Annotated in this window: 26 protein-coding genes and 1 tRNA gene; 25 read left to right on the top strand and 2 right to left on the bottom strand. The window is 42.6% G+C overall.

The genetic code is table 11. The features are described 5' to 3' along the window. Nucleotide 1 precedes the first annotated feature (1 nt). Nucleotides 2–1,141 carry a DUF362 domain-containing protein gene (locus ACZ5GY_RS08190; RefSeq protein ID WP_464111739.1) on the bottom strand — a complete coding sequence of 380 codons (1,140 nt, stop codon included), beginning with the start codon at nt 1,139–1,141 and terminating at the stop codon, nt 2–4. 250 nt (nt 1,142–1,391) lie between these two features. On the opposite strand from ACZ5GY_RS08190, the gene ACZ5GY_RS08185 reads away from it, so the two are divergent. From ACZ5GY_RS08185 to lepB (ACZ5GY_RS08115), 15 genes are all read left to right on the top strand, one after another. Beyond that, entirely contained in the window at nt 1,392–2,513 is a 1,122-nt protein-coding gene (locus ACZ5GY_RS08185) for a sodium ion-translocating decarboxylase subunit beta (RefSeq protein WP_213691544.1), read from the top strand. Between the two features lie 69 nt (nt 2,514–2,582). After that, the gene (gap, locus tag ACZ5GY_RS08180; RefSeq protein WP_213691543.1) at nt 2,583–3,584 is read left to right on the top strand and encodes a type I glyceraldehyde-3-phosphate dehydrogenase; all 1,002 of its coding nucleotides are present in this window, start codon (nt 2,583–2,585) and stop codon (nt 3,582–3,584) included. A gap of 55 nt (nt 3,585–3,639) precedes the next feature. Next, nucleotides 3,640–4,053, top strand: a complete 414-nt coding sequence (locus ACZ5GY_RS08175) for an archease (protein WP_213691542.1) — start codon at nt 3,640–3,642, stop codon at nt 4,051–4,053. Between the two features lie 14 nt (nt 4,054–4,067). Continuing rightward, complete coding sequence (locus tag ACZ5GY_RS08170) at nt 4,068–5,462, top strand: RtcB family protein (protein WP_213691541.1); 1,395 nt, start codon at nt 4,068–4,070, stop codon at nt 5,460–5,462. Nucleotides 5,463–5,625: 163 nt separating this feature from the next. Further along, nucleotides 5,626–7,293, top strand: coding sequence for a formate--tetrahydrofolate ligase (locus ACZ5GY_RS08165; protein WP_464112114.1), 1,668 nt, complete (start codon nt 5,626–5,628; stop codon nt 7,291–7,293). A gap of 19 nt (nt 7,294–7,312) precedes the next feature. Beyond that, a complete protein-coding gene (gene folD, locus ACZ5GY_RS08160; protein WP_213690888.1) occupies nt 7,313–8,158 on the top strand; it encodes a bifunctional methylenetetrahydrofolate dehydrogenase/methenyltetrahydrofolate cyclohydrolase FolD in 846 nt (281 codons plus the stop codon). A gap of 104 nt (nt 8,159–8,262) precedes the next feature. After that, nucleotides 8,263–9,810: a helix-turn-helix domain-containing protein gene (locus ACZ5GY_RS08155; protein ID WP_464111738.1), complete on the top strand. Its 1,548-nt coding sequence runs from the start codon at nt 8,263–8,265 to the stop codon at nt 9,808–9,810. 104 nt (nt 9,811–9,914) lie between these two features. Further along, nucleotides 9,915–11,078, top strand: coding sequence for a M20 family metallopeptidase (locus ACZ5GY_RS08150; RefSeq protein ID WP_464111737.1), 1,164 nt, complete (start codon nt 9,915–9,917; stop codon nt 11,076–11,078). 15 nt (nt 11,079–11,093) lie between these two features. After that, nucleotides 11,094–11,636 carry a TRAP transporter small permease gene (locus ACZ5GY_RS08145; RefSeq protein ID WP_213690885.1) on the top strand — a complete coding sequence of 181 codons (543 nt, stop codon included), beginning with the start codon at nt 11,094–11,096 and terminating at the stop codon, nt 11,634–11,636. A gap of 11 nt (nt 11,637–11,647) precedes the next feature. Then, nucleotides 11,648–12,925 carry a TRAP transporter large permease gene (locus ACZ5GY_RS08140; protein ID WP_464111736.1) on the top strand — a complete coding sequence of 426 codons (1,278 nt, stop codon included), beginning with the start codon at nt 11,648–11,650 and terminating at the stop codon, nt 12,923–12,925. An 84-nt stretch (nt 12,926–13,009) separates the two neighbouring features. Continuing rightward, nucleotides 13,010–14,053 (top strand): TRAP transporter substrate-binding protein, encoded by a 1,044-nt coding sequence (locus ACZ5GY_RS08135; protein ID WP_213690883.1) that lies wholly within the window; start codon nt 13,010–13,012, stop codon nt 14,051–14,053. Nucleotides 14,054–14,140: 87 nt separating this feature from the next. Beyond that, nucleotides 14,141–15,061, top strand: coding sequence for a glutamate formimidoyltransferase (ftcD, locus tag ACZ5GY_RS08130; RefSeq protein ID WP_213690882.1), 921 nt, complete (start codon nt 14,141–14,143; stop codon nt 15,059–15,061). Then, a complete protein-coding gene (locus ACZ5GY_RS08125) occupies nt 15,062–15,691 on the top strand; it encodes a cyclodeaminase/cyclohydrolase family protein (protein ID WP_464111735.1) in 630 nt (209 codons plus the stop codon). A 118-nt stretch (nt 15,692–15,809) separates the two neighbouring features. Beyond that, on the top strand, nt 15,810–17,477 hold the full coding sequence (locus tag ACZ5GY_RS08120) for a formate--tetrahydrofolate ligase (protein ID WP_307880069.1): 1,668 nt from the start codon (nt 15,810–15,812) through the stop codon (nt 17,475–17,477). Between the two features lie 152 nt (nt 17,478–17,629). After that, nucleotides 17,630–18,148, top strand: a complete 519-nt coding sequence (gene lepB, locus ACZ5GY_RS08115; protein WP_213695917.1) for a signal peptidase I — start codon at nt 17,630–17,632, stop codon at nt 18,146–18,148. A gap of 11 nt (nt 18,149–18,159) precedes the next feature. On the opposite strand, the gene ACZ5GY_RS08110 is transcribed toward lepB (ACZ5GY_RS08115), so the two are convergent. Continuing rightward, nucleotides 18,160–18,247 (bottom strand) — tRNA-Ser (locus tag ACZ5GY_RS08110). A 128-nt stretch (nt 18,248–18,375) separates the two neighbouring features. Between ACZ5GY_RS08110 and ACZ5GY_RS08105 the strand changes: the two genes are divergently transcribed. The 10 genes from ACZ5GY_RS08105 (at nt 18,376) to ACZ5GY_RS08060 (ending at nt 25,667) form a co-directional block, all read left to right on the top strand. Then, a complete protein-coding gene (locus ACZ5GY_RS08105) occupies nt 18,376–18,792 on the top strand; it encodes a CoA-binding protein (RefSeq protein WP_213690740.1) in 417 nt (138 codons plus the stop codon). A 163-nt stretch (nt 18,793–18,955) separates the two neighbouring features. After that, the gene (locus ACZ5GY_RS08100; protein ID WP_213690741.1) at nt 18,956–19,372 is read left to right on the top strand and encodes an acyl-CoA thioesterase; all 417 of its coding nucleotides are present in this window, start codon (nt 18,956–18,958) and stop codon (nt 19,370–19,372) included. Continuing rightward, complete coding sequence (gene iorA / locus ACZ5GY_RS08095) at nt 19,372–21,240, top strand: indolepyruvate ferredoxin oxidoreductase subunit alpha (protein ID WP_213690742.1); 1,869 nt, start codon at nt 19,372–19,374, stop codon at nt 21,238–21,240. Before ACZ5GY_RS08100 ends, iorA begins: the two co-directional genes overlap by 1 nt. A gap of 4 nt (nt 21,241–21,244) precedes the next feature. Next, on the top strand, nt 21,245–21,799 hold the full coding sequence (locus tag ACZ5GY_RS08090; RefSeq protein WP_213690743.1) for a 2-oxoacid:acceptor oxidoreductase family protein: 555 nt from the start codon (nt 21,245–21,247) through the stop codon (nt 21,797–21,799). A gap of 106 nt (nt 21,800–21,905) precedes the next feature. After that, nucleotides 21,906–22,310, top strand: a complete 405-nt coding sequence (locus ACZ5GY_RS08085; RefSeq protein ID WP_213690744.1) for a hypothetical protein — start codon at nt 21,906–21,908, stop codon at nt 22,308–22,310. Nucleotides 22,311–22,396: 86 nt separating this feature from the next. After that, a complete protein-coding gene (lepB, locus tag ACZ5GY_RS08080) occupies nt 22,397–22,936 on the top strand; it encodes a signal peptidase I (protein WP_213690745.1) in 540 nt (179 codons plus the stop codon). 1 nt (nt 22,937) lies between these two features. Beyond that, on the top strand, nt 22,938–23,774 hold the full coding sequence (locus ACZ5GY_RS08075) for a YlqF/YawG family GTPase (protein WP_213690746.1): 837 nt from the start codon (nt 22,938–22,940) through the stop codon (nt 23,772–23,774). Further along, complete coding sequence (locus tag ACZ5GY_RS08070) at nt 23,759–24,343, top strand: ribonuclease HII (protein WP_213690747.1); 585 nt, start codon at nt 23,759–23,761, stop codon at nt 24,341–24,343. Before ACZ5GY_RS08075 ends, ACZ5GY_RS08070 begins: the two co-directional genes overlap by 16 nt. Then, a complete protein-coding gene (locus ACZ5GY_RS08065) occupies nt 24,340–25,398 on the top strand; it encodes a hypothetical protein (protein ID WP_213690748.1) in 1,059 nt (352 codons plus the stop codon). Before ACZ5GY_RS08070 ends, ACZ5GY_RS08065 begins: the two co-directional genes overlap by 4 nt. Next, nucleotides 25,395–25,667 (top strand): EscU/YscU/HrcU family type III secretion system export apparatus switch protein, encoded by a 273-nt coding sequence (locus ACZ5GY_RS08060; protein WP_213690749.1) that lies wholly within the window; start codon nt 25,395–25,397, stop codon nt 25,665–25,667. Before ACZ5GY_RS08065 ends, ACZ5GY_RS08060 begins: the two co-directional genes overlap by 4 nt.

Below are 25,667 nucleotides of genomic sequence, written 5' to 3'. Positions count from 1 at the left end.
GTCAACACCTGCTCTTTATAAGATCGAGTAGTTTGAGCACCAAACCTTTTCGAAATTCAATAGCATCATTAGGACATACTTCTTGGCAACAGAAGCACCGAATACATTTATTGTAATCGAAATTAAGTTTCCCGTATGAGTCCAAAGTTACAGCTTGGGCTGCACATATTTCTTCGCATTTTCTGCATCGAATGCATTTTTCTGGTTTATGCACGGGACGTGAAACGAGGTATCGTTTCGAAATAACATCCAAAAAAGGAGGAAGAAGATGTAGTGAGTCAAGGTTGGGCATATTAACATGTTGAAAATCGAAGGAGTCTGGTTCTTCACAATTAAAAAAGATGCAGGATTCATCTAGAATCAAGTCTCTTTTTTGTGCGGCTCGATATAGAGGAAAATCCTTAAGCTTTACATGAAGCATGCGGCAAATTGTAACGTCAAGATTTATAGCATCATCTGAAGCAGCCAGTAAACCAAAAAAGTGTGGATTCCCATTTCCAGGGCCATGACCGTCCATACCCCAAATGCCATCAATAATTGTTAATGTGGGAGAAAGCGCTTCATATATATCGAGGTGAAGCTCAGCAAAAATATCACGATTCAAACCAACATTGTAATGCCAGGAAGCCTTTTGCTGACCAACAACAGTTCCAAAGAGATTTTTAACCCCAAGAGTAAAAAGCATTTGTGCATGAGTCTTAAGCTTGGGGATATTAATAATAAAATCTGCATCAAGAGCTGTTTGTGACAATTCAATACGATGGAAACGAGCCTGGCGAGAGACAGGAATAGGTGTAGGGTTTGTCAATTCAACAACCGGAATATGAAGCTTTTGGGCTATAGTGTTCATCCCGGTCTTTTCAGCAACAGAAGAGAAGCGATCTAGACCTGGACTATCAGCTATTATTGGATAACCACCTCTATCTAGCACTGCTTCGGCGATACTTTCCACGACTGCTGGGTCAGTTGTTATTCTTTTTTCCGGAAGAGATGCCGAGAGCAAATTGGGTTTCAATAAAACAGTGGCGTTCTCTAAAATAATTTGCCTTTCATCTATAAAGTGATTAAATATACGATTTATTTTTTGTTTCAGGGAATTCTTTTCGTAGCTTTCTTGTTTCATGAGCATCATAGAAATCATTTTTATCCCCCTTTGAACAATTATCCATTGACAAAGTATAAGGCTAAGTTAGAATAACTTCTATAAGTTAACAACCTCCTGAAGGGGAGTAGCTTGAAAAGGCAGGGTCAACATCATGACCTTTAGGTCTGGCTCTGTCGTTGGTAATTGCCAATAAGCGAGACCTTTAGTGTGGCGAAAGTCATGCTAAGGGTCTTTTTTTATGAATAAAATTCTATCTTAATGTATGAAGACAGGAGTGTGAACATAGTTGGAAACTATCTTTGAAGGCATTGCTTCCATAACAATACAGCAAGGCATTATGATAGGTGTGGGTTTACTTCTTATTTATTTAGCTATTGTTAAAGAGTATGAGCCAGCATTACTTCTTCCCATGGGGTTCGGTGCCATATTAGTCAACATTCCGTTGACATCGGCTTTAACTCAAATTGTAGCGGGGACCTCTCATCCTGGAGCTCTTTCATTGCTCTTTGATATAGGTATTTCTACAGAACTTTTTCCTCTTCTTATTTTTATAGCTGTTGGAGCTATGATTGATTTTACACCTCTTTTTCAGTCTCCAATGACAGCTCTTTTTGGTTTTACAGCTCAAGCTGGCATCTTCCTGACAATGGGGCTGGCGCTCTTGCTGGGGTTTGATATTAATGAAGCGGCTTCCATAGGCATTATCGGAGCGGCAGATGGGCCTACCTCCATATATGTTTCTTCTCGTTTTGCACCTCATCTCTTGGGGCCTATTTCTGTAGCTGCTTACTCATATATGGCACTCGTTCCTCTTATTCAGCCACCTGTAATACGATTATTGACAACGAAGGATGAACGTAAAATTGCAATGACCTACGCAGAAAAACCTGTTTCCAAGAGATTAAAGGTCCTCTTCCCTATTTGCGTTACTTTGATTGCTGGAATATTAGCTCCGGCCTCTGTTTCTCTTATTGGCTTTCTTATGTTTGGAAACCTTCTTCGAGAGAGCGGCGTTGTAGACCGTCTTGCCAAAGGAGCCCAAAACGAACTGGCAAATATTGTAACCATTCTTCTCGGACTTGGAATCTCAGCTACTCTTACCGCAGATCGTTTCTTGCAACCGTCAACCCTTGCCATTTTAGGAATGGGACTTGTTGCCTTTATTCTTGATACTGCCGTTGGTGTTCTTTCGGCTCGTTTCATGAATTGTTTCCTAACTAAAAAAATAAATCCGATGATAGGAGCTGCAGGAATTTCTGCTTTTCCTATGGCAGCGCGGGTTGTACAAAAAATGGCATATAAAGAAGATAAAAATGCTTTTATTCTTATGCCGGCAGTTGCCGCAAATGTCTCGGGACAAATAGGTTCTGTTTTAGCTGGAGGAATTCTCCTCGCTCTTTTAGGGTAAGTATTTCTTGACGTGAAACTTTGCTAGCGTCACAATGTGAATAGTTTTAGGTAAAGGAGCTGAAGAGAGATGAAAAAAGTAGGGATTAATGGCCTCGGGCGTATTGGCCGTTTGGCGTTGCGACAGTATGTAATTGATCCTCCCGAGAATATAGATATTGTTGCTATTAACGATCTTATCCCTGTAGATGAATTAGCTTACTTACTTAAATATGATTCTATTCACGGCAAGGCCCCTTTCCATATTGAGGCAGGGCCTGATTACCTTGATTTAGACGAGAAACGGATATATGTGACTTCAATTCCAGACCCTTCGAAAATTCCTTGGAGTGAGAGGGACGTTGAGGTCGTGTTGGAGTGTACCGGCCGATTTACGAAGAGGGAGAAAGCCAAAGGACATCTTGAAGGTGGGGCTGCAAAAGTTATTATAAGTGCTCCTTCTGAAAGTGCAGATATAAGTATAGTCATGGGGGTTAACGAAAAGGAGTATGATCCCTTAAAACATTCGATTATTTCCAACGCTTCATGTACTACGAATTCTATGGCTCCTGTTTTAAAAGTACTTAACGAGTCTTTGGGTATCGTCTATGTTATGGCGACGACTGTACATGCGTATACGTCTTCTCAGACGCTCGTTGATTCTCCCTTATCTAAGCGAAGACGAGGACGAGCGGGAGCTTTTTCTCTTATTCCCACATCTACAGGGGCTGCAAAAGCAACAGCTCTTGTCTTGCCTGAGCTGAAGGGCAAGCTTGATGCCATAGCAGTTCGAGTTCCCATACCAGATGGTGCCCTCACCGATATGGTTGTGCACTTTGAATCAGATGTATCTGTTGCGGAAATAAACAATATTCTTAAAAGGGCTTCAGAAGAGGAACTTCGGAATATTATTGAGTATAATGATGAGGAAATCGTTTCTGCCGATATTTTGGGGAATCCGCACTCGGGGGTTGTAGACGGCCCCTCTACGCGAGTTCTTCAGAATAGAGTCGCTAAAATATTAGTGTGGTACGACAATGAGTATGGATACTCAAGGCGAATGATCGATGTAGCGAACTTTATTTCTCGATAAATCTTAGGCGACTCTACAGAGTCGCCTTTTTTATTACCTTGACGGAGGGCTTCTGATGGTCTGGAAAGAGATAGAACATACTGCAGATGTAGGGTTTGAGGTAGACGCTCTTTCTCTTGATGAATTATTCAAGGAAGCAGCTTTTGCTCTCTATGGTGTTTGTTACGGGAATACTTTATCTGATGAAAATATTCATGATGGAAGCCGTTACACAATTTTACTTGATGGAATAGATCTCGAAGAACTGGTTGTTTCATGGCTTAACGAGCTTATTTATATTTATGAAAAACATAGAATGCTCTTTATTCCTTTAACTCTCGTAGTAAGAAAAAATACATGGCATCTTGAAGCAGATGGCGTTCTTGTAAAGAGTCATTCAGTGCGGATGTCAGCCAAAGCTGCAACATATGGAGGACTTGTTATTTACGAGGAACCCAAACCTTTTCTCAGAATTTTTCTTGATGTGTAGAGAGAGGTGAGAGTATGAAAAATATGTTAAAGAGAGTGGATAGTGTTCGTTTGATTTTAGAGAAAGAAGCATTATCAGGAATGATGGTGCCGGGATTGATCTTTGCTGATCACTATATAGAAAAAACATTGGAACAAGACAGTGCATTGCAACAGGTAGCAAATGTAGCATGTTTGCCTGGGATTTTAGGTTACAGTTTCGCTATGCCAGACATTCATTGGGGATATGGATTTCCTATAGGCGGAGTTGCTGCTTTTGAAGTAGATAAAGGCATAATCTCACCTGGAGGAGTTGGATATGACATATCCTGTGGAGTTCGCCTCCTTTCCTCTTATATTAAACTATCAGATATTTTACCTACTCTAGATTCAGTATCTTCTTCCCTTTTTTCAGCAGTACCAAGCGGTGTTGGAGCAACAAGTACAGTGAAATTATCATCAAGAGATTTAGATGCCGTTCTTTGTAAGGGGGCTCATTGGGCGGTCAAAGAGGGATATGGTATACATAGCGACTTGGAACATACAGAGCAAAATGGTTGTATTGAAGGCGCTCTTTGTGAGGCTGTTTCTTCCAGAGCGAAAGAGCGAGGTAAAAATCAGCTTGGAACACTGGGATCTGGTAACCATTTTCTTGAAATTCAGGTTGTAGATGAAATCTACGATAAAAACGCAGCATCGCGCATGAATCTTGAGGAAGGATGTATAACCGTCATGATTCATTGTGGAAGTCGAGGACTTGGTCATCAAGTTTGCGATGATTACCTGAAAGTCATGCGTAGAGCTATGTCTAAATATAAAATTAATGTTCCTGATCGACAACTGTGCTGTGCTCCTATACTCTCTGAAGAGGGGCAAAGCTATATTGGAGCTATGAGAGCTGCTGCGAACTTTGCTTTGGCTAACAGGCAGATTATAGGATCAGCGGTGCGAGATGTTTTTGCTCACTTTTTCCCAGGAAGACCTCTTTTTACTGTCTATGACGTTAGCCATAATATGGCTCATATAGAAAAACATGTATGGGAGAAACGGAAAGTAGAAGTATGTGTCCATCGTAAAGGGGCTACCCGATCCTATGAAGGGCAACCTGTACTTATTCCCGGGAGCATGGGAACTGCCAGTTATGTTTTGGTAGGAACTCAAAAAGCAGAGGAAGAAACTTTTGCTTCTACATGTCATGGAGCTGGTCGTGTCTTAAGCCGGAGCGAGTCGATGCGCCGGACAAAAGGTATGAATTTGTTTGAAGAGATGGCTCGGCGAGGTGTGACGGTAATGGCAGATAGCCCACGAACATTAGGGGAGGAAATGCCCGAAGCATATAAGGATATTTCCGCTGTTGTAGAGGTTGTACATAAAGCCCAACTCAGTTTAAAGGTGGCTCGTCTTCGACCTATAGCTGTAATAAAAGGTTAATATATTATATCTTTTTAAAAAATGCAAGAATATTTCAGCGTACAATTATGGATAGTTCTATAAAAATGCATTATTATATTCAGGATGCTCTCCGTTCTGGCAATATTCAACGGCATGATAATGATCTTGTACACGATGAGTAGAGGAGGTAAGGCAACGAATGATGCTAAGCGATATTGAAATAGCACAGCAGGCCCAAATGAAGCCTATTGTGGAGATAGCTTCTCAGTTAGGTATCGACGAAGAGGAATTGGAGCTTTACGGAAAGTACAAGGCGAAGGTAACGTACGGACTCTGGGATCGGATCAAGGATCGAGAGGACGGAAAGCTTGTATTGGTGACAGCCATAACCCCGACTCCGGCAGGAGAGGGAAAGACAACGACGACAGTGGGTCTCGCCCAGGGCCTGGCGAAGCTTGGCAAGAAGGTGAGCATAGGTCTTCGCGAGCCGTCTTTGGGGCCGAGCTTCGGAGTCAAGGGCGGTGCGGCAGGAGGCGGTTACTCCCAGGTTGTTCCCATGGAGGATATCAACCTCCACTTTACCGGAGACCTTCATGCAATAACGGCAGCCCATAACTTGCTGGCAGCCTTGCTCGACAACCATCTGCAGCAGGGCAACGTATTGAACATAGATTCGCGCCGAGTTGTTTTCCGTCGAGTCATGGATCTGAACGAACGAGCCCTTCGGAACGTGATCGTCGGTCTTGGAGGGAAGGCGAACGGTGTGCCTCGCGAGTCAGGATTTGATATTACGGTAGCCTCCGAAGTGATGGCCATTCTGTGTCTTTCAGGCAGCATTCATGAGTTGAAGGAGCGTCTTTCCCAAATTGTAGTTGCCTATACGTACGAAGGTAAGGCCGTAACGGCAGGGGATCTGAACGCCCAGGGCTCAATGGCGGTCTTGTTGAAAGATGCGTTGAAGCCGAATCTTGTGCAGACTCTTGAGCATGTCCCGGCCTTTGTTCACGGAGGTCCCTTTGCGAATATAGCCCACGGCTGTAACAGCCTGCAGGCGACGAAATATGGTCTGAAGCTTTCCGATTACTTCATTACCGAGGCCGGATTCGGAGCGGATCTTGGAGCGGAGAAGTTCTTCGACATCAAGTGTCGTATGGGTGGATTGAAGCCATCGGCGGTAGTGATCGTGGCGACAGTCCGAGCCTTGAAGATGCATGGCGGAGTGGCGAAGAGCGACCTGACGAATGAGAATATAGAGGCGTTATCGAAGGGGATTCCGAACCTTGAGAAGCATATAGAGAACATGCAGAGCTTCGGTCTTCCAGTTGTAGTGGCAATCAACCGTTTCCCGACAGACACGGAGAGAGAACTTGAGCTTGTGCGCGAGCGATGTGGAGCCCTCGGTGTATCGGTAGCGCTGTCGGAGATCTGGGCGAAGGGCGGCGAAGGCGGCATAGAGTTGGCGGAAGAGGTATTGAAGGCAGTAGAAGCGAAGAACAGCTTCCATCAGCTGTACGAGACGACATTGAGCCCGAAGGAAAAGATCGAGAAGATAGCGAAGGAGATCTACGGAGCGAAGAGTGTGACCTATACGGCCCAGGCCGAGAAAGACCTTGAAGAGATTCATCGTTTGGGTAAGGATGATTTGGTGATATGCATGGCGAAGACGCAGGCTTCCATCTCTGATAACCCGACGTTGATAGGTCGTCCAGAAGGCTTTGAGCTGACGGTGAGAGAGGTTCGCCTGTCGGCGGGAGCAGGTTTCATTATTCCCATAACGGGATCGATAATGACCATGCCTGGCCTTCCGAAAGTTCCAGCCGCTATGAGAATTGACGTTGACGATAACGGAAATATTACCGGCTTGTTCTAAAAGTGGGAGGCCATTAAAAATGAAAGCTCAAATACTTGACGGAAAAAAGGTAGCAGCAGACGTAAGAGCATCTATAAAAAAAGAAGTTGATTCTTTAAAAGCGGAAGGGAAGCACATTCCAGGACTTGCAGTTGTTCTTGTCGGGGAAAATCCTGCTTCAAAAGTATATGTAGGTCAGAAAGAAAAAAAATGTAAGGAAGTAGGGTTTAATTCTTTTTTACATAAGCTGCCAGCAACGACGACAGAAGAAGAGCTTTTAAAACTTATAGAAACCCTTAATAACGACAAAGCTGTAGATGGAATACTTGTGCAGCTTCCTCTTCCTCCGCAAATTGGTACAAATAAAATATTGAAAGCTATTGATCCGCTAAAAGATGTTGATGGTTTCCACCCTGTAAATATGGGGAATCTTGTAACAGGTTTACCAGCGGTGCATCCTTGTACTCCTAAGGGAATAATGTACATGCTTGATGCTTATAACATAGATATTGAAGGAAAACATGCTGTTGTAGTTGGACGAAGCAATATTGTAGGAAAACCTATTGCCCATCTTCTTCTTGATCGTAATGCTACAGTTACTATCTGTCACAGCAGAACGAGAGATCTTGCTTCAATCGTGCGGCAGGCTGATATTGTTGTAGCAGCTGTTGGCAAGCCTCATCTGATTACTGCTTCGATGGTAAAAGAGGGGGCAGTTATTGTTGATGTTGGCATGAACAGACTTGAAGAAGGTCTCGTAGGAGATGTTGATTTTGAGGCTGTAGCTGAAGTAGCCTCTTGGATTACTCCTGTTCCAGGAGGAGTAGGGCCGCTAACTATTGCTATGTTGCTTCAAAATACGCTGGAAGCTGGACAAAAAAAGTAGACGTAAAGAAGATTGAAAAGAGGTCCTCTTAGCAGAGGGCCTCTTTTTTATTTTTCTCTTGTGATACAATACGAAAATCTTTTTATGAGGAGAGAACGACTTTCTTGTCTATTGTACGAACATGCAAAACCCTTGTTAACACTTCATTACTCGCAGGAGAAAAAGGATTGGATAATGTCATTGAGAAGATAGTTCTTTTAGATGACATGAGAGCAGGACGTACCTGTGAGCATGGTTTTTTCATTGTAGGAGGTTGGATTCCTGAAAGTAGCGACAATAATTACAGTCAGGATCTGAATCTTTTGCGTAAAGCCTTCTCAGCGGGAGTAGCTGGGGTTGCCTTGCAAGGAGATCTTCCTCTGGAGCTTGTTCGTTTGGCTGACGAGTATAACGTGCCTCTTTTCCACATTTCTTCAGATCAGATTTTACTTGACATCCTTTTCGCTTTAAATAGCGAAATAAAGGCAAATGAAAGTGGGCTTTATTCATCTTTTTCCCCTTTTGCAGATATATTACTTAGCGACGGAGACATTGAACATATACTATGGGCTTTGCGTGGAGAAATACATTGTGGCATAGCCTATAGGGATTTAATACATAAGAAATTATTTGTTGCGTCTCATTCTGATGATTTTAAAGAACATGTAAAAATTTATCCCCTGAAAGAAGTTATTAGGCTTCATCAACATATGGAAGTTCGAGTAGGTGGAGTTTTAAGTGGCTACCTCATTCTTAATAGATCAAGTCGTTCTGACAGAAAGTTTTCCTTTTACGAAATGACGGCTATGGAAAATGCGGTCATAGCTGTCAAACTTTCAATAGAAAAAAAATTGTCAACGCAACAAGTTGAACGTAACTATATTGATGAATTTGTACGTGACCTTATTTATAACAAAATGCAGAGAAGAGAAGAACTAGATAGTCGCGCAAGGACCTTTGGTTGGAATCCGACAAATGGCGTTGTCGTTGTCTCTATTGAGGTAGAAACAAAGAGTGGAGAGTCTGGAGAGCGTGAGCTTCAGGTCTTCTTTTCCACAATAAGGTCTAAGTTTTTGGCTTTTTTCCCAAAGTCTATTTATACGTTGTTGACAAAATCTATAGTTTTTCTTGTTTCTCCTCCTGAACCGGATAATGGAATTAAAAGTCTTGAAACGAACCTATTGAAAGTTGCGGAACATTTAAACGAGGAAGTGGAGCGAGAGATTCATTGTCAACTTGTCGTATCAGTAGGAGGATATAAATCTGACCCATTGAATACCCATGAAAGTTATAGAGAAGCCAGTAGAGCTCTTCGTGTTGCCCATCTTTCACCGCAGCGTCAAAAAATCGTATTTTGGGATGCATTAGGAGCTATGAAGTTGCTTTCGATAGTTTCTCAAAGCCATGAAGCATCTCTCTTTTGCCATAAAGTACTCGAAAAACTTATAGAATTTGATTCCACGACAAACGGTGAATTACTTCAGACTCTTCGCGTCTTGAACAAGTGCAATTGGAATATAAAACATGTTTCTGATGAGATGAATTTTCACTATAACACCATTAAATATAGGAATAAAAAAATATGCGAACTCCTTGATTTTGACCCAGATGATAGTGATCAACGTTTTGATATAGCTCTTGCTCTTAAACTATATGATCTTGGCTCTTTCTAGCTAATTGTCAAAACTTGACAAGACAACCCCATAAAAGTTATCCACTCAAGCTAATGCCCTAATGGTTCTCCTCCGCTAAGCTACTATTGAAAGGGGGGAGATTCATGACGGGAGAAGTCTATATCTCAAGAGAAAAAGCAATTACAATTCTTCAGCAGCTTATTCGTATACGTACCTCTCAGCCCTCAGGCGATGAAAGAGATGCTGTAACATATATTTCCTCCTTATTCCCGGACGATCGTGTTGAGAAAAGAATAATAAATCACGGCAATAATAGGGCATCCTTGATTATCACGATTCCAGGAGAGGATAGAAGTCGAGGAATAGCTATTTCTGGCCATTTGGACACTATTCCTGTCGGAGATGTTAGGGAATGGACACATTCTCCCTTTGGAGCAGAGATAGTTGACGATGTCGTTTATGGTCGTGGCGCAGCTGATATGAAGGGTGGAGTAACATCTATTATTTTTACTGCTTTATCTATCCTCAAGGCTGAATTTAAACCTGCTATAGATATTAGATTTTGTTTTACAGCGGATGAAGAAGTTGGAGGCATAGGAGCGAGTGCCCTCATAGGGGGAGGATTCCTGAACAGTGTGGAAGAAGTCATTCTTGTTAAGCCAACCAATGAAAAAATTGGATTGGCGGAACGAGGGGCAGTGTGGCTTCGTGTAAAATCTTTAGGGAAATCTTCTCATGCTGCTATGACTGGTGCAAATGTCAATGCTCTGAGTGTTTTTAATAGCATAGCAGAGAAAATTACAGAGCTTTTCAACGGGGAGAAAAAACACGATCTCCTTGGCCATTCAACCTGTGTTGTAACTTCTCTTCAAGCTGAAAGTGATTTATTTAATGTCGTTCCTCATTGTGCGATAGGAACACTAGATATCAGAACCCTTCCTAGCGTTGACCATGATTGGCTTCTTCAAGAAATTTATACCTGCGTAGAAAACGTGGAAAAATTGAATGAAGGAATCCATGTTTCAGTTGAAGTTGTTAACAACAGACCACCTGTTGGCATGGATGAAGAAGCACCTCTTGTGCAATCTTTAAAGGGAATTTATTCAGACCTTGATATTCCCTGGGAAAAAACAGGATTAAATTATTTTACAGATGCATCAATCCTTATTCCCTCTTTAGGTGTTCCTTTTGTAATTTTGGGGCCAGGTGATGACCTTTTCTTTCATCAGCCCGACGAGTATGTGCGAATCGATTCTGTTATTCGCGTAGGTGAAGTTCTTACACAATATGTGAAAAGTAGGAAGTAAAACGGGGGATCATAAATGAAGCTTCTCTATATAATAGACAATTTGTGTGAACGTTTTGAAAAATTTGTTGTTTCGTGGAGCATTATTATTATGGCTCTTGTTGCCATAGTTAATGTTATTGGGCGCAATCTTTTCCACCATAGCCTTACTTGGGCGGAAGAAGTGACCCAGTTTACCATAGTATGGGTTACCTTTGTAGGAACCAGTTACGCTGCAAGAATTGGTGCCCATATCCGAATGTCTGCCCTTTTTGATTTCTTGGGGCCTAAAGCTCGTAAAATTTTGATGATTATTGTTTGTGCTGGAACGGCGGCTCTAATGTTTTATCTTAGCTGGTTTGCATATGTATATGTTGCTAAGCTTGCTCAAATAAATAAACAGACACTAGGGTTGCATATTCCCCTCTATTTAATCATGCTTTGGGTTCCTGTCGGTTTCGTTATGACAGGTATTCAGTATGTGCTGGCTCTCATTAAGAACCTGACATCCAGTGATGTCTACGTTTCGAGAACTGTTATAGAAGGGCACACTGAAGACGAAGAATCTTTCGACTTTTAGGAGGGGACGTAATGTTACTGACACTTATGGGCACAATGATCATATTGCTGATTTTGGGGTTCCCAATGATGGTTCCCCTGGCAGCTGGAGCTTTTTTAACTCTTATATTGAACTTCCCAGGAGTTAATCCATCAATGTTGATACAGCAAGTTATTGGCGGAATTCAACCGATCTCTTTAACAGCCGTTCCAATGTTTATCTTTGCAGCAGATATTATGACCTCTGGACAAATTGCAGATAGACTACTGAATTTCGTCGTAAAAATGGTGGGACACAAAAGAGGCGGTCTTCCTATAGCAACAGCTACTGCATGTACCCTCTTTGGAGCAGTTTCCGGTTCGACACAAGCTACAGTAGTTGCCATAGGAGGACCTCTTCGTCCCATGCTTCTGAATGCTGGCTATTCTGCTTCCTTTTCTACTGCTCTGATTATTAATGCTGCCATTATTGCTCTGCTCATCCCACCAAGTATTTACATGATTGTTTATGGTGTTGTTGGCGGCGCTTCTGTTGGGGAGCTTTTTATTGCAGGGGTTGGCCCTGGTCTTTTAATCCTGTTACTTTTCTCCATTTATTGTTGGTTTATTTCACGCAAAGAGAATGGTATGACCAAAGCAAGTTGGAGCGAACGTTGGGTGGCTTTCAAAGAAGCTATTCTTGGTTTTACATTCCCGATCATTATTTTTGGTGGTATTTATTCAGGAGTATTTAGTCCTACAGAAGCTGCGGCTGTTTCCGTTCTTTACGCTTTTGTTCTTGAGTTTTTCATCTATAAGTCAATAAAACTGTCTGATATTCCTAGATTAGCATTACGTACTGGAATAGTTACTGCTATCGTTTTCATTCTTATCGCAGTTGGGCAGGCCTTTTCTTGGACAGTCTCCTTTGCCAGAATCCCGAATTTGATTTTGCCACCTTTGCTGGGAACAGATCCCTCTGTCATTCGTATTCTAGCTGTTCTTTCTATTGCGTACTTCTTAGGATGCATGTTTGTCGATCCCATTGTTGTTATCATGATACTTACGCCCATTTTTAAGCCTGCAATTGCTGCTTCAGGGCTGGATAACGTTTTAGTTGGAACGATCGTTACGCTTCAAGCTGCTATCGGATCTACCACGCCTCCTTTCGGCTGCAATATCTTTACTGCTATAGCTATCTTTAAACAGAAATATATGGATGTAGTGCGAGGTGTTCCTCCCTTTGTACTTATCTTGGTTCTTGTTTCAATTTTGTTGGTATTCTTCCCACAAATTGCGTTGTTCTTAAGAGATTTGGCTGTTGCTCAGTAAATAGCCCAAGGAATAGAAGTTATTAGTTTAGGATAAGGCGATAAAAATATTGCCTTAATTTAGTAAAACAGGAGGGTTATATCTATGAAAAAGCTGCATGTGTTAGCTCTGGTTCTTGCTTTTGTTCTTGCGTTTTCTGGTATTGCAACTGCTGCCGAGTATAATTGGCGTCTGGCTGAAGAAGAAATAGCTGGTAGTGTTTGTGACCTTTATGCAAACGAATTTGCTCGCCTTCTTGCAGAAAAGTCTAATGGCAGAATTCAGCTTGATGTGTATCCACAAGGAACCTTGGGAACACCCACAGAAATGTTCGAGCTTTGCCTTAATGGCGCTATCGAATTTGCACTTGTAGGTCCTGGCCAGTGTGGTGCTATTGTTCCTGAAAACCAGATATTTTCTCTTCAATTCCTTTTCTCTGACGATGATATGCTCAACGAAAAAGTTCTTGCCACAAGCAAAGCTTTAAACGAAGATCTCGCTAGTGTTTATGAAACGAAGGGTTTAAAAGTCCTTTCTTATTTTAGCGAGGGTGCCATGTATTGGACAGGCAACAAACCTCTTCTTAAACCCGAAGATTTCAGTGGCTTCAAAATACGAGTCATGCCTTCTGAAATGCTTGTAGAAACGTATAAAGCCTACGGTGCCAATCCTACACCTCTTTCCTTCACAGAATTGTATAGTGCTCTGCAGCTTAATATGGTTGAAGGACAGGAAAATGCTCCTTACATTATCCAGGAAATGAAATTTATGGAAGTTCAAAAGTATCTCATTGCTTCAAAACATAACATCTATGTTATGCACACCCTTGCCAACGCTGATTTTTACAAGAGCTTGCCTGAAGATATAAAACAAATTGTTGAAGAATGCATCGCTGAGCTTCGGCCTTTCGTTTACAAAGTACAGCAAGACCTTAATGACAAACGTCTCGACATGATGGTCAAAGCTTTCAAACCTGATCAGAAACTTTTAGAGCTTGAACACGATCAGAGAATGAGTTTCCGTGAAATCGCCAAAAAAGCTGATGAAAAGTATTTTGAGCTTTCTGGAAACCCAGAATTTGCAAAAAAACTTCTTGAAGATTTCAGAGCAGAAATGGCTGCAGCGGAGAAAGAATTGGCAACAAAGTAAAAAGGCAGCTCTCCGTGCAGGGAGAAACTGCCCCTAAATAAAAATACAACTATTTTACATTCTACCAATTGATTGGAGGAACCACAATTGTCTAAAAGACAGTATGTACAAGCAGTACCTAACTTTAGCAATGGAAGAGACAAGGATGTTATTGAAGCTATCGTTGATGAAATCCGCAATGCCAAAGGAGTAAAACTCATCGGATATTTCCCCGATGCAGACTTTAATAGAACTGTTATCGAATGTTTAGGAGAGCCCAAGCCTCTTAAAGAAGCTCTCCTCAAGATGGCAGGCAAAGCCTACGAATTGATTGATATGGAAAAGCAGGAAGGAAAACATCCTCGTATCGGAGCACAGGATACAATTCCAGTTTTCCCGCTGCGAAATATTTCTCTTGAAGAGTGCACCCAGCTTGCCGAAGAAATCGGTAAAGAAATTTGGGAGCGTTATCAGGTTCCTGTTTACTTCAGTGGCGAGAATGCCAGAACGCCTGAGCGCAAAGAATTGGCATATATCCGCAAAGGTCAGTATGAAGGCTTGAAAGAAGTAGCTCATACACCTGAGCGTTGTCCTGATCTTGGCCCTGCAAAGCTTCATCCCACAGCAGGTGCTACAATAGTCAGTGCCGCAACTCATAATCTGGTAGCTGTTAATATGATTTTGAACACGACAGACCTTGAAATTGGAAAGAAAATAGCCAAAATGATGAGAGGTCCCAGTGGCGGTTTCAGCACAATTCGTTCAGTTGCATTTAAGCCGGATGGTTACGATAATGTAGCTGTCTCCATGAATATGTTTGATACGGTCAATACGCCAATTTACAGAGCTTTTCAGGTTGTAGAAAATGAAGCTCGCCGTTTTGGACTTACTATAATTGGAACGCAGATTTGTGGTACTCTTCCGCAGGATGCTTTACTGAACTGCGCTGAATATTTCCTTCGCATCGTTGATTTTGACCGCAATCAGATTCTGGAGAATAATATTCTAGCACTTGATGATGAGGAGTAGATGCGTATGTTAGCGGAAATGGATTTACGAGCTTTTGTAAAAGAACTTGCTTCAGAATCACCGGCTCCAGGTGGCGGTAGTGTAGCTGCTCTTTCTGGAGCTTTGGGAGCTGGCCTTGTCTCTATGGTTTGCAACTTGACCATAGGAAAAAAAGGATATGAGGCCTATGAGGCAATAATGACAGATGCTCGTGCACAAGCGGATAATCTGTACACAAGTTTGCTTGAAAGAATTGACAAGGATACAGATGCCTTTAATAAGGTTATGGCCGCTTTTAAAATGAAAAAAGAAACTGAAGAAGAGAAAGCGCTACGTAAAGCTGCAATCCAGGAAGCCTTTAAAGGGGCATGCGACTCGCCTTTTGCCATAGCTGAAGAATGCCTCGCCGTTATTCATTTAACCGATAGTATTGTCGATAAGGGAAATACAAATGCTATGAGTGATATGGGTGTCGCTGCTGCACAGGCTTTAGCCGGTCTGGAAGGTGCCATTATGAATGTGCGTATTAACCTTCCTTCTATAAAAGATGAAGCGTATGTAGCGGAGAAAAAAACTGCTGTTGAGAAAATGCTTGAAGAAGGCATCTCTCTTCGCCAGGCGATTCAGGAAAAAGTAGATTCAAAACTTTAAAAATCCTTATATCTTATAGTGGTAATGTCCATAGAGGGGCAGAATACTTTTCTGCCCCTTTTTGCCCTTAAAATATCTTTCGCACGAGAAATGAGCAGAGGAGGTAAGGCAACGAATGATGCTAAGCGATATTGAAATAGCACAGCAGGCCCAAATGAAGCCTATTGTGGAGATAGCTTCTCAGTTAGGTATCGACGAAGAGGAATTGGAGCTTTACGGAAAGTACAAGGCGAAGGTAACGTACGGACTCTGGGATCGGATCAAGGATCGAGAGGACGGAAAGCTTGTATTGGTGACAGCCATAACCCCGACTCCGGCAGGAGAGGGAAAGACAACGACGACAGTAGGTCTCGCCCAGGGCCTGGCGAAGCTTGGCAAGAAGGTGAGCATAGGTCTTCGCGAGCCGTCTTTGGGGCCGAGCTTCGGAGTCAAGGGCGGTGCGGCAGGAGGCGGTTACTCCCAGGTTGTTCCCATGGAGGATATCAACCTCCACTTTACCGGAGACCTTCATGCAATAACGGCAGCCCATAACTTGTTGGCAGCCTTGCTCGACAACCATCTGCAGCAGGGCAACGTATTGAACATAGATTCGCGCCGAGTTGTTTTCCGTCGAGTCATGGATCTGAACGAACGAGCCCTTCGGAACGTGATCGTCGGTCTTGGAGGGAAGGCGAACGGTGTGCCTCGCGAGTCAGGATTTGATATTACGGTAGCCTCCGAAGTGATGGCCATTCTGTGTCTTTCAGGCAGCATTCATGAGTTGAAGGAGCGTCTTTCCCAAATTGTAGTTGCCTATACGTACGAAGGTAAGGCCGTAACGGCAGGGGATCTGAACGCCCAGGGCTCAATGGCGGTCTTGTTGAAAGATGCGTTGAAGCCGAATCTTGTGCAGACTCTTGAGCATGTCCCGGCCTTTGTTCACGGAGGTCCCTTTGCGAATATAGCCCACGGCTGCAACAGCCTGCAGGCGACGAAATATGGTCTGAAGCTTTCCGATTACTTCATTACCGAGGCCGGATTCGGAGCGGATCTTGGAGCAGAGAAGTTCTTCGACATCAAGTGTCGTATGGGTGGATTGAACCCATCGGCGGTAGTGATCGTGGCGACAGTCCGAGCCTTGAAGATGCATGGCGGAGTGGCGAAGAGCGACCTGACGAATGAGAATATAGAGGCGTTATCGAAGGGGATTCCGAACCTTGAGAAGCATATAGAGAACATGCAGAGCTTCGGTCTTCCAGTTGTAGTGGCAATCAACCGTTTCCCGACAGACACGGAGAGAGAACTTGAGCTTGTGCGCGAGCGATGTGGAGCCCTCGGTGTATCGGTAGCGCTGTCGGAGATCTGGGCGAAGGGCGGCGAAGGCGGCATAGAGTTGGCGGAAGAGGTATTGAAGGCAGTAGAAGCGAAGAACACCTTCCATCAGCTGTACGAGACGACATTGAGCCCGAAGGAAAAGATCGAGAAGATAGCGAAGGAGATCTACGGAGCGAAGAGTGTGACCTATACGGCCCAGGCCGAGAAAGACCTTGAAGAGATTCATCGTTTGGGTAAGGATGATTTGGTGATATGCATGGCGAAGACGCAGGCTTCCATCTCTGATAACCCGACGTTGATAGGTCGTCCAGAAGGCTTTGAGCTGACGGTGAGAGAAGTTCGCCTGTCGGCGGGAGCAGGTTTCATTATTCCCATAACGGGATCGATAATGACCATGCCTGGCCTTCCGAAAGTTCCAGCCGCTATGAGAATTGACGTTGACGATAACGGAAATATTACCGGCTTGTTCTAAAAACTAGAGAATCTGTAAAATAACGGTCGACTTAAACTAAGTCGGCCGTTATTTTTATTTTTGCGTCTCTATTTTTCCTTTTGTGGTATATTTTTTTAGGATTCTCTCATAGAAGAGTGTTAAAAATTAAAGCTTGTGATGGAGGTTATTTTATGTCTGTTAAACCCTGGTGGCGCGAGACCCTTGAAACTGTTCTTTGGGCAGTGGCGCTTGCGCTTGTTCTCCGTACCTTTGTAGTTCAATCTTATTGGATTCCAAGCGGATCGATGATACCGACTTTGCAAATTCGAGACCGCGTTATGGCTGCTAAATTTTGGTATTACTTCTCCGAACCTAAGCGGGGACAAATTGTGGTTTTCAAATTTCCTGACGATACAAAAAAGGATTTTGTAAAACGTATCATCGGGCTACCAGGAGAGACGATAGAAATTCGGGATGGCGTTGTCTATGTAAATGGTGAGCCTCTTCAGGAACCCTATATACAAAATCATGATTCAGTTTCAATGAATTCTATAACAGTGCCGCAAGATCACTACTTTATGTTGGGAGACAACAGGCCTAATTCATGGGATGGACGTTACTGGGAACATCAGTTTGTTTCTAAGGAAGCTTTGCGTGGCCCTGCATTTTTCCGTTTCTGGCCTCTACCGAGGGTAGGTATTCCTAAATAAAGGCATGAAAATGGCGGAGGACAGAGGATTCGAACCCCTGGAGGCTCACGCCTCAACTGATTTCAAGTCAGCCGCCATCGACCACTCGGCCAGTCCTCCGCTTATACTAAAGGGACATGTGTCCGGGCATGTATTATACACATTGGTCTGGAAGCAGACAACCCTTTTCATAGAAAAGATGGGCTATAATTTTAGAGATTTTTATTTCTTAAAGAGGAGGACTAGCGATGGAGAGAATGGAAGTGATCAAAAAATACATTTGTACCCCTTCTTCTATCGCCATAATAGGAGCTTCCCCGAAAGAAAACAGACCTGTTTATGGTGTGATGAATTATCTTCAAAAGATTGGTCACACACTTTATCCTGTAAACCCAGCATATAAAGGAAAGGAAATTCTCGGCATTCCCTGTTTTGATTCTTTGAGCGAAATACCAGATTCTATTGATGTTGTTGCTTTTTTTCTCTCACCTTCCTTGCAACAACCTGTAGCAGAAGAATTAGTGAAGAATAAAAAAAATCATCCGGTAGTTTGGTTTCAGCCGGGAGCGGAGAATCCAACAGTGGAATTATGGCTTGAGGAAAGAGGCTTTTTTGTCGTTAGTTATGAATGCATGATGGTAGCCCATCGTAAGTGGTGTTTTTAATTTATTATAGGCAAAATACGTTATACAATTTTAACGATAGCCATAAATTGTCACACTTTTGGTATCTATGGTATATAATTCTATAAAGAACGATTCCTTTTTCTTGCCTAAAATCCTTCATAGAGCTACTTTTTATTCTTTGTTTTAAGGGAGGTTTTCCCCTTTGTATCATGAAATTGCCATTTCTTTGCGAGTTCGTTATAGCGAAACAGATCAAATGGGAATTGTTTATTACGCCAATTATTTAACGTGGTTTGAGATTGGACGTACTGAATATTGTCGTGCTTTAGGTATACCCTACACTAAATGGGAAGAAGAAGGGGTGCTTTTACCGGTAGTGGAGGCATCTTGTCGATATCTATCCCCAGCACGTTACGATGATAACCTGACTGTTACAACGTGGGTTGAAGAAATAAAAGTGTCGAGTATGCGATTTGGATATCGTATTGAGAGAGAAGAAGATAAAAAAACATTGGCAGAGGGCACAACTCGTCATGCCTTTGTTGATAAAGAGGGAAAGTTGCTTCGAAGAAAACATCCTTTTTATCTCTGGATTCAAAAACTTATTGAAGAAAAATAATGGAGGTGGCGTGTACGGTGAGCACAAAGGCGATACTCTTGGGCAATGAAGCCATCGCTCGTGGTATTGTGGAAGCCGGCTGTGCTGTGGCTACTGCATATCCAGGAACTCCTTCTTCGGAGATTTTGCCAGCAGTGGCTAAGTTTGCAGATGCGCTCGGAACTTCTACAGCCGTTGAGTGGGGAGCAAATGAAAAAGTAGCTTTTGAAATGGCAACGTCAGCAGCTTTTACAGGAGTTCGATCTTGCGTCGTTATGAAGCAAGTTGGTTTGAATGTTGCTGCCGATCCATTTATGAGTGCTGCTCATTTCGATATGAAGGGTGGAATGCTATTAGTTGTAGCTGATGATCCAGGTCCCCATAGTTCTCAAACAGAACAGGATAGCCGCTTTTTTGCATATTTTGCTAAAGTGCCATGCTTTGATCCTTCGACTGCGGCGGAAGCGAAAGATATGGTTTTCGATGCATATGATCTTTCGGAGAAATACAACATCATTACAATGCTTCGACCGAGTGTACGCGTAGATCACTGTCGTCAGGACGTAGATATAAAAGATGTTCTTACTATAGACAGAGAGATACGTTTTGAAAAAGATCCGGCACGATGGGTTTGTCTTCCTGCTACTGTCAGAATCAACCATCCTAAACTCAATAAGAAAAACGATCAAATCAGAGAAGATTTCGAAACAGAATATAGCAAATATAACTATGAAATTCCTGCAAAAGGCAAAGCCAAGCTTGGCATTATTGCCTCTGGCGTCTCTTTTTCTATTGTTTATGATATTTTGAAGGCTTGGGGACGTGAAGATATCTCCATATTGAAAATCGGAACTCCAGTGCCATTACCAATAAAAATGGTGACAGATTTTATCAATCGCCATGAAAATGTTCTTGTTCTTGAAGAAACCTATCCTGTTGTTGAAATGCAGCTCTTAGACCGAACAAAGGTCAAGGGGCGCTGGAATGGATTTGTTCCAAGAGCAGGTGAGCTTTTACCTGAAGTTATTGAATCTATCATTCTTAAGGCTCTTGACGAAGAGAAAGCTGTTGGTGCTGATAGCGACCTGAAGGCAGCTCTTGAAGAGTTAAAGATAACTCCGAGAAAGCCTATGTTATGCCCCGGTTGTCCTCACCGAGCAAGCGTTTTTGCAATTCGTCAGGCTATTCCGAATGCCATTAACCCATCTGATATTGGTTGTTATACCCTTTCTGTTAATCAGAAGGGAGCAGATGCCGTTATGGATATGGGTGCGTCTGTAACTATGGCTTCTGGCCTTTATTTAGCTCATAAAGTAATGGGAAAGGATCAACCCATTGTTTCCACAATAGGCGACTCTACTTTTTTCCACATGGGAATCCCCGGGCTTGTTAGCGCAGTATATAACAAGCACGCTTTTGTTTTAAGCATTCTTGATAACAGAACAACGGCGATGACAGGTGCCCAGTCGAATCCTTCTGTAGGAGATAAGTTGCGCAAAGGGGATGAGGGGCGAATAGTAGAAATCGAGCAGGTTGTTCGGGGTTGTGGCGTTCACTATGTGCAAACTCTTGAAGCCTATGATGTGGAAGAAGGCAAAAGGTTGGTAAAAGAAGCCTGGGAATACGCAAAAGAACATCAGGAACCAGCTGTGCTTATATTTAAGCACCCATGCATGCTTCTTCGAGAGAAACAAGATAAGATTCAGGTAAAAGTGGATTCGGAGAAATGTATTGGTTGTAAATTCTGCATCAATTTCTTTAATTGCCCTGGGCTTGTTTTTGACGAAGCTAAGAAGAAAGCTTACATCGATGAACGATTCTGTGTATCTTGCGGCGTTTGCACTCAAGTATGTCCGCACGGGGCTATAATTCCTGTGGAGGAGGCGTAGACCCATGCAGTATGTCATAGTTGGAATTGGTGGACAGGGAATTTTATTTTCAACAAAGGTATTGGGCCATATAGCCATGTCTCGGAAAGAGAATGTAATGGGTAGCGAAGTTCATGGTATGGCGCAACGCGGAGGCTCTGTTATCAGCCATTTCAAAATAGGGGAGTATAAAAGTCCGTTGGTAAAGGCTGGAGAAGCTGATATCCTTTTGGCTTTTGATCAAAATGAAGCTATAAGAAATCTACACTTTCTTCGTGACGGAGGAAATTTGATTGTCAATATATTTGACGAAAAAGCTTTTGGTAATAGCCATCTTGACAATTACTTGAGAAAAAAGGACATAAAACTTTTTAAGATCAAAGGGTATGACCTTTTAAAAGAGCATATGGGGGGTAATTTTCTCTTCTTAAATGTTCTCATTTTAGGAGCTCTTTGTGCATCTAATGTCAGCAATGTTAAAATTGACGAAGTTCGGGAAGCTATAAATCAGTTATCTCCAGAAAAGTTTGCAGATGCAAACTTGAAAGTTCTCAACCTCGGGTACGATGCCCTTTCGTAATATTAAAAAGAGGTTATGTGGAGGGAGCTCAAAAGGGCTCCCTCTTTTTATTAGTGAAGGTTTTTCGTCCTTTGAGCTCCTTGTTGTATGTGCTATAACGATAATAATGTTGGGAGTTTTTTGTGCTGGCTTTCGGCCTCTTTTTCGAGTTAATTCTTCTTGTTATAAAGCCAGACAAGAAGCGGAACGTTTTGCTCTGTGGTTTGAATCGCAATTAACAAAGGGCAGACTAGAAAGAACTTCGTGTATTATTCGTCTCTTGCCAGGAGATCGTCCTGTCGATCAAATAAGGATTACGTGGGATACTGGAGAACGAGAGATTTATGATGCTCATGGTCGTGCATGGTTTCAGATGGGAGGATTCAATAGAGCTCCGCTATATAGTCCTTATTGGCATACGATTTCTCCTGCGTTTGTTCTTGATGTTTCAACAAGACCTCAGCAAGGGGAAAAAGTTTGTAAAGTCATTGTTTCACCACATTGTTTTGTCAGCATCGAAGAAAAAAGGTAAACTGAATACATCTCTATTGAAATCTCAAAAGTACTGGGGTATAAAAAGACAATTCCGATAATGTAGTAGAAGTGGGGGTTCGTTTAATGGCGGAAGTGAGGCCATGGTGGAGAGAATTTGTTGAAACAATATTATGGGCTCTTGTGCTTGCACTCATTTTAAGAACTTTTATTGTGCAGGCATTTTGGATCCCAAGTGGCTCTATGCTTCCTACATTAGAACCAGGGGACAGAGTTTTGGTAGCAAAATTTCTATATACTTTTCGAGAACCTAAGCGGGGAGATATTTTTGTCTTTAAATTCCCCTTAGACCCTAAAAGAGATTTTGTTAAAAGAATCATAGGTCTTCCTGGGGATACTCTTCATATTAAAGATGGAGTTGTCTATATAAATAATAATCCTCTTCATGAAGGCTATGTTAAACAAGCTGATGATTATACACTTTTGCCAAATTTGATTTTCCCGAATGTTCCCGTACATATACCTGCAAAAATGTATTTTGCCATGGGAGATAATCGTTCTCACTCTCAGGATAGCCGCTATTGGGGATTTGTCCCCCAAAAAAATATTCGAGGCCCTGTCCTTTTTCGATATTGGCCTCTCAATAGAATAGGAGTTGTTCGTTAACGTGCCACGTACAGTTTGGTTCCCAGGACATATGGCTAAAGGTAAGCGCAAACTGGAGGAATTAGCCAAAAAACTAGATATTATTTTCGAACTTCGCGATGCAAGAGCTCCGCAGCTTACGTCTTCGCCGATGGCTGTTCAGCTTTCCAAGATATGCCCTGTATATATCGTTCTTACTCGAGCTGATCTCGCTGAAGAAGGGGCAACAAAAGCTTGGTTAAGTTTCTTTGCTTCTCAGAAAAGTAAAGCTTGGGCATTCAATCTCTTAGAGGGGAAAATACAATCGTTGCGTCGTGATTTAACCAAGATGAAGCCTTCCCATAGAGAACTTCGCCTTGCTGTTGTTGGAATCCCCAATGTGGGGAAATCATTGTTTTTGAATCTTCTCGTGGGTAAAAAACGAGCTCAGGTTGGAGGTATTCCCGGAGTTACTAAAGGTGTTTCATGGTATAAGGGACAAGATATTCTTGCTGTAGATTCTCCTGGAATACTTGATCCCCATTCACATAATGAAGTCCATCGCCGTTTGGCCTGGCTTGGAAGCTCAAAGGCTCAGGTTATAGGTGGGACCGATGTTGTTGCTCTTTCTCTTATTGAGTTTTTAAAAGAACGTGGATATTGGCATTTGATAGAAGAGAAGTGGAATATAGAGAATGAAGCTGAGGAATCACTGATTACTCTTGAAAAAATCGGGCGTCGCTTGGGGTGTCTGGTTAGTGGTGGACGTGTTGATTTCTCTTTAGCAGGACAGCGCTTTCTTGATACTTTTTCGACTGGAAAGCTTGGACGTATAACTTTAGAATGGCCAGGGGAGCGGTATCCATGGGAGATCGATTAATTATTGGCGTTGATGAAGCAGGTCGTGGCCCTTTAGCAGGACCAGTTGTTGCAGCTGCAGCCATTTTAACGCCATCTCAAAAGGAAAGTTTGTTGGCTTTAGGTCTCAATGATTCGAAAAAGCTTACCCCTGTAAAGCGTGAGAAAATTTTTAAAGTAATGCTTAGTCTTGGTGTGGTTTGGAAGGCCCAGGCTGCTTCTCCACGGCGTATTGATAGCATGAACATTCTTCAGGCTACTCTTTGGGCCATGTATAGATCTGTTAAAAAGCTGCCCCCTGTCTTTGATGAAATTATTGTCGATGGAAATATTCGAATTCCGTATCTTGAGGGTGTTTCTCAACAGGCCATGCCGAAGGCAGATAGCCTTATCCCAGAAGTGGCAGCTGCCTCTGTTATAGCAAAAGTTTTACGAGACAGGGCTATGATAGCTTTAGACAGGGTGTATCCCCAATATGAATTTGCCAAGCATAAAGGGTATCCTACCGTGAAACATCGAACTCTTATTGCTCATTTTGGACTATCGCCCATTCATCGTAAAAGCTTTACATGGAAGGTCCCGACGCCATGACGTCTCTCAATGGCCTTTCTGGTCCGGTTGGCGGAAAAAATGTATCGGAAAGTTTACATCAGACTCTGTCTGAAAGTAATGTCTCGTCTACGAAAGCTTCATCCACTAAGGCCATTGCCAATGGGAGTCTTGTTGAAGGGCGCGTTATAGATACATGGCAGGGGGGATATCTTGTCCGAATAGGATCGCAGAATCTTAAAGCTATGGCTAATATTCCTCTCGTTGTAGGTCAGCGATTTCAGGCCATTTGGGATACGTCAGGAGACATTCCTGTTCTTCGCCTTCGTGACGTTGATGTAGCTCTCCTGGGAAGCTTGTCCGAAACTGATCGTCCTATAGCTGAAGCTCTTTTGCTTCGAGGACTCCCTATCTCGACGGAAGTATTAAAAAGTCTTCAAGTAGCATGGATTCGCGCAGGAGGGAAGCAAAACATGCTTGCCCCCCTTGTGGAGCTCTGGGCTCGAAATTTGCCTTTATCCTCCCAAAACATTAATCTTCTGGTATGGTATATAGGTCTTTCCAAAGAAGAACTTCTTGATGTGTGGAAAAAGATTCGCCAGAAGTTTCATGAGGGACTTGAAAAAGGGGAAAATCCTCACGCGGTGTTAAGACGTTTATTGTCAGATACAGACGATGTAGGTTGTTTTTTGCAAGCCCATAGTTTGCTTATGAAATCGGCGCGACAGAATCATAGCGAAGTCGTGCCCTTTTTTTCAGCATGGTGGCCTGTAGGAGAAGAAACAGAAACACTTGCCGCCAAAGTAAGAGTAGAAAAAAGAAGTTTGGAAAATTTGAAAAATTCTTTTTGGAGAGTTGCATTTGATCTGGATTGCTACAATCTAAAAACTGTGTCAGGAGAAGTTGCAACAGAAGGTCATTCGCTGGGAGTTACACTGAAGGTGGAAAATCCGACTGTGCAAAGAATTCTCCGCAGAAGAAAAACGGAGCTTTACGATTTGCTAGATGGGCTCCCTCTCCATACACAATATATTTCCGTTGCTTTGAAGGATATAGAGAGAGATATTGTGTATAGGAGGTTTGATGTAGAAATATGAACGCTTTTGATAAAAGAAAAAAAGCGGCAGCCCTTTCATATAATCCCGAAAAAGATAATGCTCCTAGAGTAGATGCTTTTGGTGAAGATTTTCTCGCCAGGCGAATCATTGAAGTTGCGAAGGAAGCAAATATTCCTATCGTAGAAGATGCTGCATTGGTTTCAGCTCTTTTAACCCTTGAGCTAGGAGAAGAAATCCCTGTAGATCTTTACGAAGCTGTAGCGCGTATCCTTGCTTTCTTATATAAACTTGACAAAGGAGATGAATAA

Source organism: Aminobacterium thunnarium, assembly GCF_055390565.1.
The sequence above is the reverse complement of the archived record's forward strand: the minus strand, read 5'-3'. Positions and strand labels throughout refer to the sequence as shown.